The 17,003-nt window shown below is 75.9% G+C and carries 19 protein-coding genes; 9 read left to right on the top strand and 10 right to left on the bottom strand.

Features of this window, described 5'->3' with window-relative positions; all coding sequences use genetic code 11:
* Positions 1-36: 36 nt before the first annotated feature.
* Together ABZ621_RS26810 and ABZ621_RS26805 are read right to left on the bottom strand one after the other, a co-directional pair.
* Complete coding sequence (locus tag ABZ621_RS26810) at positions 37-951, bottom strand: universal stress protein (RefSeq protein ID WP_360608815.1); 915 nt, start codon at positions 949-951, stop codon at positions 37-39.
* Between the two features lie 177 nt (positions 952-1,128).
* Positions 1,129-1,893 (bottom strand): alpha/beta hydrolase, encoded by a 765-nt coding sequence (locus ABZ621_RS26805; protein WP_360608812.1) that lies wholly within the window; start codon positions 1,891-1,893, stop codon positions 1,129-1,131.
* 207 nt (positions 1,894-2,100) lie between these two features.
* On the opposite strand from ABZ621_RS26805, the gene ABZ621_RS26800 reads away from it, so the two are divergent.
* The gene (locus ABZ621_RS26800) at positions 2,101-4,656 is read left to right on the top strand and encodes a SpoIIE family protein phosphatase (protein ID WP_360608810.1); all 2,556 of its coding nucleotides are present in this window, start codon (positions 2,101-2,103) and stop codon (positions 4,654-4,656) included.
* Positions 4,657-4,799: 143 nt separating this feature from the next.
* Positions 4,800-5,048: a type B 50S ribosomal protein L31 gene (locus ABZ621_RS26795; RefSeq protein ID WP_360608808.1), complete on the top strand. Its 249-nt coding sequence runs from the start codon at positions 4,800-4,802 to the stop codon at positions 5,046-5,048.
* Between the two features lie 99 nt (positions 5,049-5,147).
* Here the strand turns inward: ABZ621_RS26795 and ABZ621_RS26790 are convergent, their stop codons facing one another.
* The 4 genes from ABZ621_RS26790 to ABZ621_RS26775 form a co-directional block, all read right to left on the bottom strand.
* A complete protein-coding gene (locus ABZ621_RS26790; RefSeq protein ID WP_360608806.1) occupies positions 5,148-5,645 on the bottom strand; it encodes a peptidylprolyl isomerase in 498 nt (165 codons plus the stop codon).
* A 118-nt stretch (positions 5,646-5,763) separates the two neighbouring features.
* Positions 5,764-5,976 (bottom strand): hypothetical protein, encoded by a 213-nt coding sequence (locus tag ABZ621_RS26785; protein ID WP_360608804.1) that lies wholly within the window; start codon positions 5,974-5,976, stop codon positions 5,764-5,766.
* A gap of 89 nt (positions 5,977-6,065) precedes the next feature.
* Entirely contained in the window at positions 6,066-6,806 is a 741-nt protein-coding gene (locus ABZ621_RS26780; RefSeq protein ID WP_360608802.1) for a response regulator transcription factor, read from the bottom strand.
* Entirely contained in the window at positions 6,803-8,032 is a 1,230-nt protein-coding gene (locus ABZ621_RS26775; protein ID WP_360608800.1) for a histidine kinase, read from the bottom strand. The genes ABZ621_RS26780 and ABZ621_RS26775 overlap by 4 nt, the downstream gene beginning before the upstream one ends.
* 133 nt (positions 8,033-8,165) lie before the next feature.
* Between ABZ621_RS26775 and ABZ621_RS26770 the strand changes: the two genes are divergently transcribed.
* Both ABZ621_RS26770 and ABZ621_RS26765 read left to right on the top strand, forming a co-directional pair.
* A complete protein-coding gene (locus tag ABZ621_RS26770) occupies positions 8,166-9,074 on the top strand; it encodes an ATP-binding cassette domain-containing protein (RefSeq protein WP_360608798.1) in 909 nt (302 codons plus the stop codon).
* The gene (locus ABZ621_RS26765) at positions 9,071-9,898 is read left to right on the top strand and encodes an ABC transporter permease (RefSeq protein ID WP_360608796.1); all 828 of its coding nucleotides are present in this window, start codon (positions 9,071-9,073) and stop codon (positions 9,896-9,898) included. The genes ABZ621_RS26770 and ABZ621_RS26765 overlap by 4 nt, the downstream gene beginning before the upstream one ends.
* A 6-nt stretch (positions 9,899-9,904) precedes the next feature.
* Here ABZ621_RS26765 and ABZ621_RS26760 read toward each other — a convergent pair whose 3' ends face one another.
* Both ABZ621_RS26760 and ABZ621_RS26755 read right to left on the bottom strand, forming a co-directional pair.
* Positions 9,905-10,768, bottom strand: a complete 864-nt coding sequence (locus tag ABZ621_RS26760; RefSeq protein ID WP_360608794.1) for a YhjD/YihY/BrkB family envelope integrity protein — start codon at positions 10,766-10,768, stop codon at positions 9,905-9,907.
* Between the two features lie 70 nt (positions 10,769-10,838).
* A complete protein-coding gene (locus ABZ621_RS26755) occupies positions 10,839-11,309 on the bottom strand; it encodes a helix-turn-helix domain-containing protein (RefSeq protein WP_360608792.1) in 471 nt (156 codons plus the stop codon).
* 115 nt (positions 11,310-11,424) lie between these two features.
* On the opposite strand from ABZ621_RS26755, the gene ABZ621_RS26750 reads away from it, so the two are divergent.
* Positions 11,425-11,943, top strand: a complete 519-nt coding sequence (locus ABZ621_RS26750) for a PaaI family thioesterase (protein WP_360608790.1) — start codon at positions 11,425-11,427, stop codon at positions 11,941-11,943.
* Positions 11,944-11,965: 22 nt separating this feature from the next.
* On the opposite strand, the gene ABZ621_RS26745 is transcribed toward ABZ621_RS26750, so the two are convergent.
* Entirely contained in the window at positions 11,966-12,331 is a 366-nt protein-coding gene (locus ABZ621_RS26745) for a luciferase family protein (protein WP_229851483.1), read from the bottom strand.
* Between the two features lie 102 nt (positions 12,332-12,433).
* Positions 12,434-13,738, bottom strand: a complete 1,305-nt coding sequence (locus tag ABZ621_RS26740) for a SpoIIE family protein phosphatase (protein ID WP_360608787.1) — start codon at positions 13,736-13,738, stop codon at positions 12,434-12,436.
* 188 nt (positions 13,739-13,926) lie between these two features.
* Here ABZ621_RS26740 and ABZ621_RS26735 point away from each other — a divergent pair, with 188 nt between their 5' ends.
* The 4 genes from ABZ621_RS26735 to ABZ621_RS26720 all read left to right on the top strand — a co-directional run bounded on the left by ABZ621_RS26735 (position 13,927) and on the right by ABZ621_RS26720 (position 16,995).
* The gene (locus ABZ621_RS26735; RefSeq protein WP_360608785.1) at positions 13,927-14,796 is read left to right on the top strand and encodes a MoxR family ATPase; all 870 of its coding nucleotides are present in this window, start codon (positions 13,927-13,929) and stop codon (positions 14,794-14,796) included.
* A complete protein-coding gene (locus ABZ621_RS26730; protein WP_360608783.1) occupies positions 14,793-16,040 on the top strand; it encodes a VWA domain-containing protein in 1,248 nt (415 codons plus the stop codon). The genes ABZ621_RS26735 and ABZ621_RS26730 overlap by 4 nt, the downstream gene beginning before the upstream one ends.
* 92 nt (positions 16,041-16,132) lie before the next feature.
* Entirely contained in the window at positions 16,133-16,345 is a 213-nt protein-coding gene (locus tag ABZ621_RS26725; RefSeq protein ID WP_360608781.1) for a DNA-binding protein, read from the top strand.
* Positions 16,346-16,404: 59 nt separating this feature from the next.
* The gene (locus ABZ621_RS26720) at positions 16,405-16,995 is read left to right on the top strand and encodes a nucleosidase (protein WP_360608779.1); all 591 of its coding nucleotides are present in this window, start codon (positions 16,405-16,407) and stop codon (positions 16,993-16,995) included.
* The last annotated feature ends 8 nt before the right edge of the window (positions 16,996-17,003 follow it).

The following is a 17,003-nucleotide window of genomic DNA, read 5'->3' as shown; positions in this document are numbered from 1 at the left end:
GTCCCACCGGCGGGGGCGTCGCCGCCCTGCCCGGCCTCAGACCACCCCGTGCCGCACCACGACCACCGGGCATGCGGCGTGGTGCAGCAGCGCCTGGCTGACGGAGCCGAGGAGCAGCCCGGCGAAACCGCCGCGCCCCCGGGCGCCCATGACGAGCAGCTGCGCGGTCGCGCTCTCCTCCAGGAGGACCTCGCGGGGCCGGCCGCGTACCAGCCGGGCTTCGGCCTCCGTCCCGGGGTGCCGGCCCGCGGCCCGGGCGAGCGCCGTTTCGAGGACGCGGGCGGCCTCCGCGTGCACCTCCTCGGCACCGGCGAAGAGCGGCGTCAGGTCGCCGGGGCCCGAGCGCGGGGCCCAGGCGTGGACGGCGACGAGGCCGGTGCCGCGCGCCCGGGCCTGCGCGTAGGCGAAGTCGACGGCCGCGTCGGAGTCCGGCGAGCCGTCGACGGCGAGGAGCAACGGCCCCTCCGGCTCGTCCCGGCCGCGCACCACGAGGACCGGGCAGGCGGCGTGGGCGGCGAGGTGGACGGCGACCGAGCCGACGACGAGGCCGGTGAAGGCGCCGGTGCCGCGGCTGCCGACGACGACCAGCTCCGCGCCGCGCGACCGGGTCGCGAGGACGACGAGCGGTTCGCCGGTGATGAGCTCGCCGGAGACCTCGGTGCCCGGGGCGACCGCCCGCGCCCGGGCCACGGCCGTGTCCAGGACGATCTCCGCCTGCCGTCGCAGTCCGCTCTCGGTGGGGCCGTACACCGAGGGCTCCAGGTCGACCCGGAACATCGGCCAGGCGAAGGCGTGCACGACGACCAGGCGCGCACCGCGCGTCCCGGCCTCCCGCGCCGCCGTCCCGACCGCCCCGAGCGCCGACGGTGAGCCGTCCGTCCCGACGAGGACGAACGGCCCGCCGGCCGTCGTGGTCTCCGGTGCCGTGGCCGGTTCCTCGCTGCGCCCCATCGCTCTTCCGTCCTTCCGGTCGTGCACCGCCGGTCGCGGGTGCCCTCGTGTCGAGTACACCCGTCGGCTGCCCGCACGACCGGGCGCCACGCGGGCCGGACGTCCCGACCGGCCCCGCCGAAGGTCCCGAGGGGCCGCCCGGGACCTCCGGCGGGGTTGGGCGGGGTTGGGGTCGGGTCAGGCGGCCAGGAAGGCCTCGATCGCCCGGGCGAGGTCCTTGGGGGTCTCCTCCGGCGGGTAGTGCCCGGCGTCCGCGAGGACTTCGAGGCGGGCGTTGGGGTACCAGCGCAGCCAGGTCGCCTCCATGGCCTCGGCGCCGAGCGCCGGGTCGTGGGCGCCGACGACGAGCAGCACGGGCGTGGGGTTGTCGCGGACCCGCTCGTGGAAGTCGGTGCCGGACCAGGAGTCGAGGTAGGAGCGGAAGGCGGCGGTCGTGGAGCGGCTGACCGAGCGGTCCACGAGGGCGTCCAGCCACGGGGCGCCGTGCCGGCCGCCGGTCGTGTGGTCGATGATCGCCCGGCGCAGCGCCGGGTCGTCGACGGCGCCCGAGAAGAGCTGCCGGCTCTCCTCGTCGAGCGGGAAGCCGGCGGCGGAGACGGGCGAGATCCCGACGATCGAGCGGACCCGGTCGGGCGCGTCGAGCAGCATGAGCTGGGCGGCCTTGCCGCCCATGGAGTGGCCGATGACGGAGAACGAGTCCCAGCCGAGGTCGTCGGCGACGGCCAGCGCGTCGGCCGCGACCTCCTCCATGGTGTAGGCGCCTTCGGCGTCCCTGGCCTCGCCGTAACCGCGGCAGTCGACGAAGGCGTAGCTGCCGGCCGAGGCGTCGAGGTGCTCCCGGAGCGGGTCGAAGCTGCTGCGGTCCCCGAACCAGTTGTGGAGGACGAGGGCCCTCCCCGGGCCGTCGCCGTGGACGTCGTACGGAAGTACCCGGCCGGTCATGGTGCCCCCTGCGTGCGAGGTGGTGATGAGGGTGGTGGTCGTCGTCCGCCCGCCGCCGCGGCGCCGGTGGACGACGACCGAGTGTGACGGCCCGCACGCGCCCGGTCAACAGGCCGGGGTGTCGCCCGGGCGTGTCCCGGGCGCCACGGGCGCGTGCCGGGTGGCCGGCGGAAGGCCTCCCCCGGCCCGGGGAGCTGCCGCGCCGGGATGCGGCGGCTTTCCCGGCGGGCGCATGCTGACTGTGTGACCCCGCACGGCCCGGGCCCCGGCCCGCCCCAGGGCCCGGCCCCGGGCCCACCCCCCGGCACGCCGTCGCAAGCCCTGACGCAGGCGCTGGCGGAGGCGGCGACGGACGCCGTGGAGGCGGTCGGCGGCTACGCAGGCGGGGTGTACCTGCGCTCCGGTACGGAGGGGCTGCTGCGCCTGTCGATGCTGGCCGGGCTGCCGGGCGAGCTGTTCCGGCCGTGGTCGCGGATGCACACCAACCGCCCCTTCCCGGTAGCCGAGGTCCACCGCTCCGGGCAGCCGGTGCACCTGGCGGACGTCGAGGAGTCGATGCGGCGCTTCCCGCAGCTGGTGGCGAGCCTGCCCTTCCCCTTCGCGTCCCTGTACGCCCCCGTGGTCTCCGGCGGGGAGCGCTTCGGGGTCCTCGTGGTGCTGCGCCCGCCGACGCCGGGGCTGCCGGTCGGGGCGCGGGACCGGGAGCGGATGACCCGGGCCGGGCTGCGGCTCGGCGAGGTGCTCGCGGAGCTCTCGGCGCGCGGCACCGGCGTGTGGTGGCCGGGCGACCCGGTCTGCGTGCAGCTGCCGTCGGGGGCGGTGCCGCCGGTGCGGTTCGGTTCCTTCGACTGGGACCTGGCGGCCGGGACGGTGACGATGGACGACGGCCTGCGGTCGATCCTCGGCGTCCCGGACGCCTCCCTGCTGCCGATCGAGGCGCTGACCTCACGGCTCGATCCGGAGGACGGGTACGCGCTGTGGGCGGCGGCCCGCAGGACGGGCACGGCGGACGACGGCGGCGGGGTGCGGCGGCTGCGGCTGAAGGGGCCGGACGGCGGGCTGCACCTCCTGGAGGTGTCGGCGCGCTCGCGGTTCGTCGGGGCGGACGGGCACCGGCACCTGGCGGGCAACCTGGTGGACCTGGGCACGGGCCTGGTCGGCTCGGACGCCACGGACCGGCTGCCCCGGGCGATCCTGGCCATCGACCGGCTGGGCCGGGTGACCTACGTCAACGAGCGCACCGAGCGCCTCCTGGGCCGCCCGCGCGGGGCGCTGGCCGGGCGGCCGCTGTGGGAGGCGCTGCCGTGGTTCGGACTGCCGTTCCACGAGGAGCAGCTGCGGGCGGCGCTGCTGTCGACGGAGCCGGTGCGCTTCCTGGCCCGCCCCGAGCAGGGGCGGTGGCTGTCGGTGTCGCTGCACCCGGGCCGGGACGGGGTGACGATGGTCCTCGTCCCGGAGGAGGAACCGGCGCCCGGGTCCGCCGTACCGCCGCCTCCTCCCACGCCGTCCGTGCGCGCCGGAGACGGGCTGGGCTCGGAGGCCGCGCGGGCGGCGTCGCTCTACCGGCCGGTGGCGCTGGCGATCGCGCTGACGGAGGCGGTGACGGCGCGGCAGGTGTCGGCGGTGGTCACGGAGGAGCTGCTGCCGGCCTTCGGCGGCCGGCAGCTGGCGATCTACCTGCTGAGCGAGCGGCGGATGTACCTGGCGTGGGAGACGGGTTTCCCGCCGGGCTTCCTCGACCCCTTCGACGGGGTGGCGCTCGACGCCCACGTGCCGGGCGTGGACGTGCTGACGTCCGGCCGGGCGATGTTCTTCGAGTCGATGCAGGTGCTGCACCGGGCCTATCCGGAGCTGCCGCTGGACGCGGAGACGGGCGCGCGGGCGTTCCTGCCGCTGATCGCCTCGGGCCGGCCGGTGGGCTCGTGCATCCTCGGCTTCGACCGGCCGCGCGACTTCGGGCCGGAGGAGCGGGCGGTGCTCACGGCGCTGGCCGGGCTGATCGCCCAGGCGCTGGAGCGGGCGCAGCGGTACGACACCGAGGCCGCCGTGGCGCGGGGCCTCCAGGACGCGCTGCTGCCGCACCGGCTGCCGGTCCGGGAGGGCATGGAGACGGTGGGCCGCTATCTGCCGGGCACGCAGGGCATGGACGTGGGCGGGGACTGGTACGACGTGCTGGAGACGGCCGGCGGCGAGCTGGCGCTGGTCATCGGCGACGTGCAGGGGCACGGGGTCGCGGCGGCGGCGACGATGGGTCAGCTGCGGAGCGCGGTGCGGGCCTTCGCGCTGAGCGGCCTGCCCCCGCAGGAGGTCGTGCGCGGCACCAACCGGCTGCTGATCGACCTGGACCCCGGTCAGTTCGCCAGCGCCTGCTACGTCCTGCTGAACACCAGGACCGGCGACGTACAGGCGGTGCGTGCGGGGCATCCGCAGCCGCTGCTGCGGCGGCCGGACGGCGTGGCGGAGCTGCTGGACATCGCGGGCGGGGTGGTGCTCGGGGTGGACGACCGCGCGGCCTATCCGGTGACCCGGCTGCGCCTTGAGGAGGGCGCGGTCCTGGCGCTCTTCACGGACGGCCTGGTGGAGCGCCCGGGCGCGGACATCGACGAGGGCGTGGAGCGGCTGCGCCGGATCCTGGCGTCGACGGGCTCGCTGCCGCTGCCGGAGGCGGCGGACCGCCTGATGCACAAGGCGGTGCGGTCTTCGGACCGCCCCGACGACATCGCCCTGCTGCTCGCGTCCCGCTGGCGTCGGCACGGCGGCTAGGCCGGGTGCCGGGGGGCTCACCCGGTCGGGTCAGCGGCGCTGGTCGGCGGGGGTGGGCGCGGCGAGGCTGGGGAGGGTCCGGCCGTCCGGGCCGGACGAGAACCGGGTGGGCGCGCGTCGGCCGCCCGAGGCGAGGAGGTCCCGTGCAGCAGGACAAGCAGCCCGACTACCGGCCGGTGGTCTTCCGCGACCGCTCGGCGGGGTACGCCTTCCTGACCCGGTCGACGGCGACGAGCGAGTCGACCATCGAGTGGGACGACGGCAACACCTATCCGGTGGTCGACGTCGAGATCTCCTCGGAGAGCCACCCGTTCTTCACGGGGAAGGCGCGCTCGGTCGACCCGGAGGGCCGGATCGCCAGGTTCGAGCGCCGGTACGGCGAGGACGGCTGAGGCGTCCGGAGGACCCGGGCGGGGCGGGGTGTCGTCGTGGTGACGTCACCCCGCCCGCGCCGTTCCGTCCCGGTCCGTGAGGGACCGCGCGGGGGTGGGTCAGGCCTCGACGACGCCGGACTTGGCGATCTTGATGGAGGCCTTGGTGGCGCCGGAGGCGGAGCCGAGGGCCTCGATCTTCTTGACGATGTCCTGGCCCTCGACGACCTCGCCGAAGACGACGTGCTTGCCGTCGAGCCAGTCGGTGACGATCGTGGTGATGAAGAACTGCGAACCGTTGGTGTTCTTGCCCGCGTTGGCCATCGAGAGCAGGAACGGGCGGTCGTGCTTCAGCTTGAAGTTCTCGTCCTCGAACTTCGCGCCGTAGATGCTCTTGCCGCCGGTGCCGTTGTGGTTGGTGAAGTCACCGCCCTGGAGCATGAAGGCGGGGATGACGCGGTGGAAGCCGGAGCCCTCGTAGCCGAACCCCTTCTCGCCCGTGGCGAGCTCGCGGAAGTTCTGCGCCGTCTTCGGGACGACCTCGTCGAACAGGGTGAAGACGATCCGGCCGGCCGGCTGGTCGTCGATGGTGATGTCGAAGAAAACGTTGTTGCTCATGGGGACATCCTGTCATTACCCGCGCACCGCGCGCGCCCGGGCCGCCTCCCGGCGGGTCACGACGCACCGGTGCCCCGCGCCGACAGGGACGCGGGGCACCGGAGACGGTGGGCGAGGCTCAGCCGAGTCCGTTCCCGGCGCCGTCGGCGACGGCGCCCTCCACGGTCGTGACGGTCTCGTGGAGCACGGCCCCGGCGCCGTCCTCCTGGAGGAGCCCGGTGGCCCCGCCGAGCGGGCTCTCCGCCGCGCTGGCCTGCGGCGGCGGGGTGACGAGGGCGGTGACGACGCCTGCGGCGAGGGAGGCGATGGCGAGCATGCTGCGCTTCTTCATGCCCTGGTCAACTGCCGGGACGGAAAAGAGTTACGGCCGCCCCGCCGCCGATGGGCACCGGCCCCCGGCGCGCGGGGCGACGGGGCCTGTCATCCGTCAACTCGCTCCGGGGGCGCGGAGTCCCCGGTGGCGACGAGACCGGCCTCGTAGGCGAGGATCACGAGGTGGACCCGGTCGCGGGCGTCGAGTTTGGCGAGGAGCCGGGTGACGTAGGTCTTCACGGTGGCGAGGGTGATGTGGAGCTCCTCGGCGATCTCCGTGTTGGACAGGCCCCGGCCGACGAGGGTGAGGACCTCACGCTCGCGTTCCGTGGTGCGTCCGGCGACGTGCCGGGCGGCGGGGGCCGGTCCGTCCGGCGCGGCGGCGCGGCCGTCGCGGGGGCGGCGGGTGAACTCCTTGATGAGCCGTCCGGTGACGGCGGGGGCGATGAGGGCGTCGCCGGAGGCGACGACGCGGACGGCGGCGAGGATGTCGTCCATCGCCATGTCCTTGACGAGGAATCCGGACGCGCCGGCGTGCAGCGCGCCGTAGACGTGGTCGTCGTCGTCGAAGGTCGTCAGGACGACGACGCGGGCGCCTGACCGGCCGGCGGTGATCCTCCGGGTCGCCTCGATGCCGTCCGTGCCGGGCATGCGCAGGTCCATGACGACGACGTCGGCGCCGGTCTCCTCGACGAGCCGCACGGCCTCGGCGCCGTCGGACGCCTCGCCGGCGACGCGCAGGTCCTCGGTCTCCGCCATGACCATGCGCAGGGCGGTGCGCACCAGCGGCTGGTCGTCGGCGAGGACGACCCGGACCGGGCGCGGGGCGGGGGCGGTGGTGTCGCTCATGCGGGGGCGTCTCCTGGTGGGACGGGCAGGTGGGCGGTGACGCGGAAGCCTCCGCCGGGGCGGGGCCCCGCGGTGAACTCGCCGTGGAGCAGGCCGACGCGCTCGCGCATGCCGACGAGGCCGTAGCCGGAGCCGCCGCCGCTCGGCGCGCGCCGGCGGCCGGGGGCGGCGGCGGGGTTCTCGACGGTGAGGGCGAGGACCCCGGGGTCGCGGTGGTCGACGGTGACGGTGCAGTGGTCGGCGCCGGAGTGGCGGACCACGTTGGTGACGGACTCCTGGAGGACCCGGAAGGCGGAGAGGTCGACTTCGGGCGGCAGGCGGCGCGGGCCGCCGACGCGGCGGACGGTGACGCGCACCCCGGCGGCGCCGGTGGTCTCGGCGAGCCGGTCGAGGGCGGCGAGCCCGGGCGGCTCGGTGGGCGCGGGGTCGCCGGTCGTGCCGGGCGCGTCGGCGCCGCGCAGGGCGCCGAGCATGCGGCGCAGGCCCGCGAGGGTCTCCCGGCTGGCGGCCTCGATCTCGTCGAGCGCGTCGCGGGCCAGTTCGGGGCGCTTGTCGATGACGAGGCGGGCGGCTCCGGCCTGGAGGGCGACGATGCCGATGCTGTGGGCGACGGTGTCGTGCATCTCCCGGGCGATCCGCAGCCGTTCGGCGGTGACCGCCTGTTCGGCGGCGCGGCCGCGGGTCTCCTCGGCGTGCAGCCGGGTCTGGCGGGCGGAGCGGCCGAGGAGCCAGACGGCGCCGGCGGTGGCGACCACGGCGAGGGCCGTGGTGGTGCCCGCGGTCCAGCCGGCGAGGGCCCGCACGCCGAGGTGGCCGAGGACGACGCCGGCCGCGAGGACGAGGGCGCGTTCGGACTCCTTCGCGGGCCGCCGGTCGGCGATGACGTAGAGGGCCACGTCGACGGCGACGTACTGGGCGAGCGGGATGGCGGTGACGCCCAGCGGCGTGGAGCCGAGGACCGCGGCGGCGAGGAGGTGGCCGAGGGCGGCGGTGGGCCGGCGTTCGAGGAGCGCGCTGCCGCGCAGGGCCAGGGCGGTGGCGAGGCCGAGCATCGTGAGCCCGTCCCAGCGGAGGAAGACGACGCCGGCAAGAACGTCGGCCTCCTGCTGGCCGGGCAGCCGCAGCCGGAGGAGCACGGTGAAGAGGAGCCCGGCGAGCCAGGCGAGCGCGGCCCACCAGCCGGGGGTGACCCGTGTGCGGAGGGGCGCTGGCGCGGTCGCTGACATCCGGTGATCGTAGAGCGCGGCGCCGGGCCGTGGCATCGACCCCTGGTCGTACGACCGGGGTCGACGGTGGTTCGCGTCGCTGTCCGTCCTGGTCGGATGCCCGGGGGCGGGTCCGTTCGGCACCGTGGTGGACATGATCGAAGTCAGGGAACTCACGAAGCGCTACGGCGCCACCACCGCGGTCGACGGACTGACGTTCACCGTGCGGCCGGGCCGGGTCACCGGCTTCCTCGGGCCCAACGGCGCGGGGAAGAGCACCACCCTGCGGATGGTCCTCGGGCTGCACGCGCCGACGAGCGGGGCGGTGACGGTCGGGGGCCTGCGGTTCGCGGACCGGCCGCGCGGGCTGCGGCACGTGGGCGCGCTCCTCGACGCCTCGGACGCGCACGGCGGGCGGACCGCCCGGGCGCATCTCGCGGCCCTCGCGCGGAGCAACCGGATCCCGCTCGCGCGGGTCGACGCGGTGCTGGCGGAGGTCGGCCTGGCCGGCGCGGCGCGGCGGCGGATCGGCGGTTTCTCGCTGGGGATGCGGCAGCGGCTCGGCATCGCGGGCGCGTTGCTGGGCGATCCGCCGGTGCTGCTGTTCGACGAGCCGTTGAACGGGCTCGACCCGGAGGGCGTCCGCTGGGTGCGGGGGATGTTCCGGCGGCTCGCGGCGGAGGGCCGGACGGTCTTCGTCTCCAGCCATCTGATGAGCGAGATGGAGCACACCGCCGACGACCTGGTGGTGGTCGGCCGGGGACGGCTGATCGCCGAGGAGAGCCTGGCGGAGTTCGCGGCGCGCGGGGCGCGGCCGAGCGTCGAGGTAGGGACGCCGGCCCCCGGGGTGCTGACGCCGCTGCTGCTCGCCGCGGGCGCGGAGGTGGTCGCCGAGGAGGGCCGGCTGACGGTGACGGGGCTGAGCGCGGCCCGGATCGGCGAGCTGGCGGCCGGGCACGGGGTGGTGCTCGACGGGCTGACGGCCCGCGGGGCCTCCCTGGAGGAGGCGTTCATGGAGCTGACGGCGGAGAGCGCCGACTACACGGCGGGGGATGCGCGATGACGACGATGATCGCTTCGGTGGTGGAACCGCGGGCGAGGTTCCGGGACCTGGTGGCCTCGGAGTGGCTGAAGCTGTGGTCGCTGCGTTCGACGGGCTGGTCGCTGCTGCTCGGCACGCTGGCGGTGGCCGCCTTCAACGTGGGCGCGGCGTGGGACCACTGGCGGTACTGGTACGCGTACGACGAGGCGGCGCGGGCGGCGTTCGTGACGGACGGCATGGCGCTCGGGGACGCGTTCACGGGGAACGCGGCGACGGTGCTGGTGCTGTGGTGCGCGGCGATGGGCGCGGTGGCGGTGGTCGGCGAGTACGGCAGCGGGCAGGTGCGGACGACGTTCGCGGCGGTGCCGGCGCGCGGGGCGCTGGTCTCGGCGCGGGCGCTGGTCCTCGCCGGGGTGTACACGGGGTTCGGGGCGGTGGTCGCGGGCGGCTCGTTCTGGGCCACGCAGGCGGTGCTGTCGCTGCGCGGGGCCGGGGTGCCGCTCGGACATCCGGGGGCGGTGCGGCTCGTGGTGGCGTCGGCGCTGCTCGCTCCGGTGAGCGTGCTGGCCGGGATGGCGCTGGGGGCGCTGCTGCGGCGCGGGGCGGCGGCCGTGGTGGGTGCGGTGGTGGTGCTGCTCGTGCTGCCGATGGTGCTGAGCGAGGAGCGGCGGCCGACGGCGGTGCTCGCGCACGCGACGCCGTTCCGGGCGTGGCACCGGCTGGCGGGGGACGGCGCGGTGGGGCCGTACCCGTGGACGACGGGCGGGGCGTGGCTGGTGTACGGCGCCTGGGCCGTGGCCTCGGTCCTGGTGACGGTCGTGGTGGTGCGCCGGCGGGACCAGTGAGGCGGGTCAGCGGGGGTCCGGCCGGGTGAGGCGGCGGCGGACGAGGGTCTCGTGGACGAGGCGGCCGACGAGGGCGCCGCCGTAGACGACGAAGCCGACGCCGACGAGCCAGGACTGGAGGACGAGGACGGTGCCGAACTGGCCGTAGGTGACGGCGTTGGAGGCGATCAGCGGGGAGAAGACCAGCTGGGAGAAGATCCGCAGCCCGAGGAGGCCGAGGGCGGTGAGCACGGCGCCGGGCAGCAGGGCCCGCCAGCGGAGGCGGCCGCAGAGGAGGAAGCGCTGGGACCACCAGAAGAAGAGGAAGGTGCCGAGGAGGTCGCCGAGGGCGACGAGGACGGTGACGCCGGCGGGGGCGTGTTCGGGGGTGGGGAAGGCGACGAAGAGGAGGAGGGCGGCGACGAGGACGGCGAGCCAGACGACGTGGCGCCACATGGTGTGCCAGCGGGCGGTGGGGAGGTCCCAGACGCGCTCGTACCCGGTCTGGACGGCGGAGCCGAAGGTGACGCCGAAGGCGGCGAGGGCGGCGAGACCGAAGGCGGTGGTCCGCTGGAGCGCCTGGCCGGGCTGGCCGAAGAGCTGCTCGACCTCCTCCTCGGAGACCTCGGTGACGCCGAGGCCCTGGATGAGCCAGCGGGCGAAGCCCTGGCCGCGGGAGAGGTCGGCGGCGGCCACGACGATGAGGAGGGGGACGAGGGTGAGGAGGCTGAGGGCGGCGAATCCCATGGCGCGGTGCATGAGTTCCACCGCGCGGCCCCGGTTCCAGATCAGCCCCGCGTTCGACTCGGCCAGGCGGACGCGCAACCGCTGGAACCAGGGGGCGTGTTCGGGCGGCGGCGGGTCGCTCGGCGTCTCCGGGGTGGGGGGCATGTCAGGTGCGGTACCCGCCGGAGGGCCGGGTCCCGCAGCGATGCGGCCGAACGGGTGGGTGCGGACCCGGTCAGGGGAGGCGGCGGGCGCCGGGGCCGGGGGTGGCGGTGACCTCGCGGGCGGTGAGGACCTCGGCGTCCTCGCCGGCGCACTGGACGACGACCCGGACGGGGGAGCCGCAGGCGGTGTGGCGGATGTCCAGGACGGGGCCCTCGGGGTCGCCGGTGTGGGTGTCGCCCCACTGCTTGAGGGCGAGCATGACGGGCCAGAGGTCGACGCCCTTGGGGGTGAGCCGGTACTCGTGGCGGGTGCGGGTGCCGGGTTCCCGGTAGGGCACGCTGCTGAGGACTCCGGCGGCGACGAGTTTGCGGAGCCGGTCGGCGAGGACGGCCTCGGAGAGGCCGATGTGGCGGCGGAAGTCGTCGTACCGGCGGACGCCGTTGAAGGCGTCGCGCAGGATGAGCAGGCTCCACTTCTCGCCCACCAGGTCCAGGGTGCGGCGGACCGAGCAGTTCTCGGTGTCGATCTCCAGCCACTTCATCGTCCCACCATAGCCACCTGGCTCTGTCGTTGACAGTCAGCTGACGGCAGGGCTAGCTTCGATGAAGAGAGTCAGCTGCCGGGACGGCGGCGGGGAACGACGGAGCGGAGTGGTCATGGGGCGGTCACGGACGGTCGAGTGGGAGGACGCCGGGGCCACGGCGCGGGCGGCGGCCTCGATGGCCGGGCTCGACTTCCTGCGCGAGATGATCGCGGGCCGGCTGCCGGGACCACCGATCGCGGCACTGCTCGGCTTTACCCTGGCGGAGGCCGAGCACGGGCGGGCGGTCTTCGTCCTGGAGCCCGGCGAGGAGCACTACAACCCGATCGGCAGCGTGCACGGCGGCGTCTACGCCACGCTCCTCGACTCGGCGGCCGGGTGCGCGGTGCACACCACGCTGCCGCTGGGGACCGCGTACACCTCGCTCGACCTGCAGACCCGCTTCCTGCGGCCGATCACGATGGACACGGGCAAGGTGCGGGCCGTCGGCACGGTCCTCTCGCAGGGGCGGCGCACCGCCCTCGCCGAGGCCGGCCTGTACGACGAGGAGGACCGCCTCCTCGCGCACGCCACCAGCACCTGCATGCTCTTCCCGGTTCCCGGCCGGGAGACGGGCGCCGGCGCTCGCGCCTGACGCCCGGCGCGCGTCCGTCCGGTCAGCGCTGCGCGAGGACCGGGCGGGCGCGGGTACAGCGGTCGGGGGCCGCGTCGGGAGCCGCGGTCGCCTGGAGGGCGGCGCTGACCAGGGTGGCCAGCAGGTCGATGTCGGAGCCGGCGTCGAGCCGCACCGTCACCCAGCCGGAGCCGGCCCGGAGCCGTACCGCGGTCGAGTTCTGGAGGGCGGGGCGCAGCCGGGCGACCATCGCCCGGGTGAGATGGACGTCGGCCTCGTGCTCGCCGTGGAAATGGACGATCTCCTCCGTCGCCGTCCCCAGGCCGAGTTCCGCACCGCAGTGCGTACGGCCACGGGTCAGCGAGGGCCAGCTCATCAGACGTTCACTGGCATGCCTGGCCGTGTTCATACGAGGAGCGTGCCGGGCTCCGGGGCCCTGCACAAGCGTCCTGGCGAAAGAATCCCGTCGAGACCGGAAACGGACTGCCGAAGAGGGCGATGTGACGGTTTGTCACCACGGTGGGTGGGGTCCGGGGAGCACTCCGTCACCGCCCTCGGGCCGGCTCGCCGGGCGGGTGCGGACCCGGGCGGCGAGGACGGCGACGTCGTCCTCGGCGTGGCGCGCGTCGAGCCGGCGGAGGACCTCCTCGACGACCCCGTCGGGCCCGGGGTCCGGCGGCAGGCGCAGTCCGGCCAGCCGGGCCAGCGAGACGTCGATGTCCTCGCCCCGCCGTTCGACCAGGCCGTCGGTGAAGAGCAGCAGGGTGTCGCCCTCGCCGAGCGGCCGGGTGGCGGGTTCGTAGCCGCCGACGCCGGTGCCGAGCGGCGGGCCGACGGGGAGGTCGACGAGTTCGGCGGAGCCGTCCCGGCCGAAGACCGCGGGCGGGAGGTGGCCGGCGCTGGCGAAGGTGGCGGTGCCACGCCCCGGGTCGACGCGGACCAGCAGACAGGTGGCGGGGCGGCGGGCGCCGTCCTCCGCGACCACCGCGTCCAGGTGGCGCAGCACCCGGTGGGGCGGGAGGTCGGTGGAGGCGACCTCGCGGAGGGCGGAGCGGTAGGCGTTCATGTCGACGGCGGCGTCGAGACCGTGGCCCATGACGTCGCCGACGACGAGGAGGCTGCGGCCGAAGTGGAGCCGTACCGTCTCGAACCAGTCGCCGCCGACCAGGGTGCGCGGGCCCGCGGGCAGATAGCGGCCGGAGATCTCCAGATTGGGGTGCGGCCGGCCCGGTTCGGCGACGAGCGCCCGCTGGAGGTGGAGCGCGACGGACTCCGTGGCGGCGAGCCGCCGGGCATGCCGGATGTGCCGGGCGGCGAGCCGCGCCGCCTGCTCCACGACGACCCGGTCGTCGTCGGTGTACGGGGGCGCGTGCCGGCTCAGGGTGACCGTGCCGAGCGAACGCTCCCGACCCACGGCGAGCGGGGCGGAAAGGGCGTGGACGGCGCCCTCGGCCGCAGAAACCCCGCCTGCAGAGCCCTCCCCCGGGGCGCCCTGGCCCGCGACGCCCTCGCCCGCGACGCCCGGAGCCTCGGAGCGCGGGGCACTGACGTCTGGACCGGCGGAACCAGGACCGCCGGCCTCCGGACCGGCGGAGCGCGGGCCGGCGGTGTCCGGGGCGGTCTGGCGGTCGGCGTCGGTGGTGAGGGTGACGACGGCGGTTCCGCCGGGGTGCCGGGTGAGGAAGGCGGTGAGTTCGTGGCGGGTGGTGGCCTCGTCCAGCGTGGTCCCGATGGAGCCGATCGCGGCCTCCAGGACCTCCGCGAGGGGCCGCGGCCCCTCGCGGGCCGGGGTGGGCGCCTCTTCTCGTTCCGCCACGACACCTCCACCGCCGTGCGGCCACCGGGCGGGCGGCGGGCGCCCGCTCACCCCCATTGCACCAGCGGGCGGCGTTCCGCGCGCGGCGCGAGCCGACGCGGGAACGGTTGTGCGGTGGTGCGGGATCTGATCAAGTACAGCCAGAGGCTACCGGCCAGTACGAATCTTCGCTCCCCGGGGGGACAGCCATGACGAACGGGTTCTTCGGCTCCGTCGACGAGGTCACGGAGCGGCTCGCGGCCACCGGCTACCTCGCCTCCCCCGCCATCGCCACCACCGTCTTCCTCGCCGACCGGCTCGGCAAGCCGCTCCTGGTCGAGGGTCCCGCGGGCGTCGGCAAGACGCAGCTGGCCAAGGCCGTCACCGAGGCGGCCGGCGCCCGGCTCGTCCGGCTCCAGTGCTACGAGGGCGTCGACGAGGCCCGCGCGCTGTACGAGTGGAACCACGCCAAGCAGCTGCTGCGGATCACGGCGGGGCGCGGCGAGTCCTGGGACGAGGCCCGCACCGACATCTTCAGCGAGGAGTTCCTCCTCCCCCGGCCGCTGCTGACCGCGATCCGCTCCGAGGAGCCGACCGTGCTGCTCGTGGACGAGACCGACAAGGCCGACGTCGAGATCGAGGGCCTGCTCCTGGAGGTCCTCGGGGACTTCCAGGTCACCGTGCCCGAGCTGGGCACGATCACCGCCGCCCGGCGCCCCTTCACGGTCCTCACCTCCAACGCCGCCCGCGAACTGACCGAGGCGCTGCGCCGGCGCTGCCTCTTCCTGCACATCGGCTTCCCCGAGGAGGAGCTGGAGCGCCGGATCGTGACGCTGAAGGTGCCCGGCCTCGACGCGGCCCTCGCGGCCTCGGTGGTCCGGGTCGTGGGGGCGCTGCGCGCGATGGACCTGCGCAAGGTGCCGTCCGTGTCGGAGACGATCGACTGGGCGCGGACGCTGCTCGCGCTGGGCGCGGACCGGCTGGACGAGCGGGTGGTCCGGGAGACCCTCGGCGTGCTGCTCAAGCACCAGGACGACATCGTGCGGGCCGCGGCCCTGCTCGACCTGGACGCGGTGTGAGCGGCACCGGCACCGCGACGGCGGCCGGGCCGGTCGCGCGTCTCACCGGCTTCGTGGCGGCACTGCGCGACCACGGCTTCGGCATCGGGACCGGTGAGACCGTCGACGCCGGGCTCGCGCTGGAAGCGGTCGGGTTCGCCGACCGGGAGCGGATGCGGGAGGCGCTCGCCGCGACCCTGCTGCACGGGGAGCGGCAGCGTCCGGTCTTCGACCGGGTCTTCGACCTGTACTTCCCCGCCGTCGTCACCGTCCCCGACCCCGGGACCGACGGCTGGTCCTCGTACCAGACGCTCTCCCGGCTCCGCCCCGAGACGCTCCTGGCCCGGGTGCGGGCCGCGCGCACGGCGGCCGGGCGGGAGCCGGACTTCACCGACCGGCTGCTCGACGACGAGATCCGCCGGGCCGTCGAGGGCTTCCGCGAGCGGGTGCGGACCGAGGCGCGGCGGCGGGTCGCCGAGGTGCGGGGCCGCGACGAGGTGGCCCGGCGGGCGGTCGCCGTGACGGCGGACCGGGTGGACTTCCTGCTGGCCGGACGGGAGCAGCTGGAGGAGCTGCGCCGCACGGTGCGGCCGCTGGCGCGGAAGCTGGCGACCCGGCTCGCGGCCCGGCGGCGGCGGGCCGCGCGCGGCGAGATCGACCTGCGCCGGACCCTGCGGGGCTCGCTGTCGACGGGCGGCGTGCCGGTGCGGCCGGTGCTGCGCCGGCGCCGGCCGGGCCGGCCGGAGCTGGTGCTGCTGTGCGACGTGTCGGGTTCGGTGGCGGGTTTCGCGCAGTTCACGATGGTGCTGGTGCAGGCGCTGCACGACCAGTTCAGCCGGGTGCGGGTGTTCGCCTTCGTCAACCGGTGCGACGAGGTCACCGGGCTGCCGGCCCCGGGCGCGGCGGATCCCGTCGGGCTCGGCGAGCGGATCCTCGCCGGGGCCCGGCTGACCGGCTGGCACGGGCAGAGCGACTACGGGACGGCGCTCGACGAGTTCGCCGAGCGGTACGCGGACGCCGTCGGCCCCCGCACGGTCGTCTTCGTCCTCGGCGACGCCCGCACCAACAACGCCGACCCCCGCCCCGAGGCGCTGCGGCTGATCGCGGAGCGGGCCCGCCGGGTCCACTGGCTCAACCCCGAACAGCCCGCCCTGTGGGGCACGGGCGACTCGGTGGCGCCGCTCTACGCGGAGCTCGTGGACATGCGCCCCTGCCGCAACGCCCGCCAGCTCGGCGAGCTCATCGCCCGCCTCCTTCCCGTCTGAACGGCTCCGGCCCCGTCCGAGCCGCGCCCCGCCCCGTCCGAGCCGCGCCCGGGAGCCGGGCGCGGCCGGCCCGCCCGTGGCAGGATCGGGCCATGGCCCCGACCGGATCCGACCGTCCCGAGACCGACTTCCCGCGCGGTATCGGCGCGCCCGCGACCCGTGCGCTCGTCGCCGCCGGGTACACCGGGCTCGACCGGCTGGCCGGGGTGCCGGCCGCCGAGCTCGCCGCGCTGCACGGGGTGGGCCCGAAGGCCCTGCGGGTACTCGCCGAGGCCCTGGCCGAGCGCGGCACCGCACTCGGCTGACCCCGGCTGTACCGACCTCGGCTGTACTGCCCCGGGGCGGGCGTTCTAGCGTGGGGGCCATGGAACTCCTGGGAGACATCACCCCCGACCGCCCGCTGCTCGTCCTCGCCGTCAAGGAGGAGGCGCAGTTCCTGGACACGTCGCTGCCCGTGCTCCTCACCGGCATAGGCAAGGTGAACGCCGCGAGCGCCCTCGCCCTCACCCTGGCCCGGGGCCCGCGCCCCACGGGTGTCGTCAACCTCGGCACCGCCGGCGCGCTGCGCGCCGGCTGGACGGGCACGCACGTCGTCGGCACCGTCGTCCAGCACGACCTGGACGGCGAGCTCCTCGCGCGGCTGACGACGGGCGAGACGTTCGGGGCGCCGATCTCCCTCCCCGACGGCGGGGACGTGGTGCTCGCCACCGGGGACGCGTTCATCTCCGACGAGGCCTCCCGCGCCCGGCTGGCCGAGCGGGCGCCGCTGGTCGACATGGAGGGGTACGCCCTGGCCGCCGCCGCGGAGCTCGCCGGGGTGCCGCTGCGGATGGTGAAGCACGTCAGCGACGAGGCGGGCGCCGGCGCCGACCGCACCTGGCGCGAGTCGGTCGCCGCCTGCTCCCGCGAGCTGGCCGACTGGGCGGCGGCCCACATCCCGGCGTACAGCCTCTGACCGGCACC

This window comes from Streptomyces sp. NPDC007863 (assembly GCF_040633895.1).
In the GTDB taxonomy this organism is placed as follows: domain Bacteria; phylum Actinomycetota; class Actinomycetes; order Streptomycetales; family Streptomycetaceae; genus Streptomyces.
This window is presented reverse-complemented; position numbering and strand designations above follow the sequence as displayed.

Excerpts from the sequence above, each read along its gene's own strand:
- ABZ621_RS26750 (WP_360608790.1), top strand. The coding sequence starts at position 11,425 with ATGGGGCGGTCACGGACGGTCGAGTGGGAGGACGCCGGGGCCACGGCG.
- ABZ621_RS26765 (WP_360608796.1), top strand. The coding sequence starts at position 9,071 with ATGACGACGATGATCGCTTCGGTGGTGGAACCGCGGGCGAGGTTCCGG.
- ABZ621_RS26770 (WP_360608798.1), top strand. The coding sequence starts at position 8,166 with ATGATCGAAGTCAGGGAACTCACGAAGCGCTACGGCGCCACCACCGCG.
- ABZ621_RS26735 (WP_360608785.1), top strand. The coding sequence starts at position 13,927 with ATGACGAACGGGTTCTTCGGCTCCGTCGACGAGGTCACGGAGCGGCTC.
- ABZ621_RS26800 (WP_360608810.1), top strand. The coding sequence starts at position 2,101 with ATGCGGCGGCTTTCCCGGCGGGCGCATGCTGACTGTGTGACCCCGCAC.
- ABZ621_RS26745 (WP_229851483.1), bottom strand. The coding sequence starts at position 12,331 with ATGAACACGGCCAGGCATGCCAGTGAACGTCTGATGAGCTGGCCCTCG.
- ABZ621_RS26810 (WP_360608815.1), bottom strand. The coding sequence starts at position 951 with ATGGGGCGCAGCGAGGAACCGGCCACGGCACCGGAGACCACGACGGCC.
- ABZ621_RS26755 (WP_360608792.1), bottom strand. The coding sequence starts at position 11,309 with ATGAAGTGGCTGGAGATCGACACCGAGAACTGCTCGGTCCGCCGCACC.
- ABZ621_RS26775 (WP_360608800.1), bottom strand. The coding sequence starts at position 8,032 with ATGTCAGCGACCGCGCCAGCGCCCCTCCGCACACGGGTCACCCCCGGC.
- ABZ621_RS26720 (WP_360608779.1), top strand. The coding sequence starts at position 16,405 with ATGGAACTCCTGGGAGACATCACCCCCGACCGCCCGCTGCTCGTCCTC.
- ABZ621_RS26760 (WP_360608794.1), bottom strand. The coding sequence starts at position 10,768 with ATGCCCCCCACCCCGGAGACGCCGAGCGACCCGCCGCCGCCCGAACAC.
- ABZ621_RS26725 (WP_360608781.1), top strand. The coding sequence starts at position 16,133 with ATGGCCCCGACCGGATCCGACCGTCCCGAGACCGACTTCCCGCGCGGT.
- ABZ621_RS26805 (WP_360608812.1), bottom strand. The coding sequence starts at position 1,893 with ATGACCGGCCGGGTACTTCCGTACGACGTCCACGGCGACGGCCCGGGG.
- ABZ621_RS26780 (WP_360608802.1), bottom strand. The coding sequence starts at position 6,806 with ATGAGCGACACCACCGCCCCCGCCCCGCGCCCGGTCCGGGTCGTCCTC.
- ABZ621_RS26785 (WP_360608804.1), bottom strand. The coding sequence starts at position 5,976 with ATGAAGAAGCGCAGCATGCTCGCCATCGCCTCCCTCGCCGCAGGCGTC.
- ABZ621_RS26790 (WP_360608806.1), bottom strand. The coding sequence starts at position 5,645 with ATGAGCAACAACGTTTTCTTCGACATCACCATCGACGACCAGCCGGCC.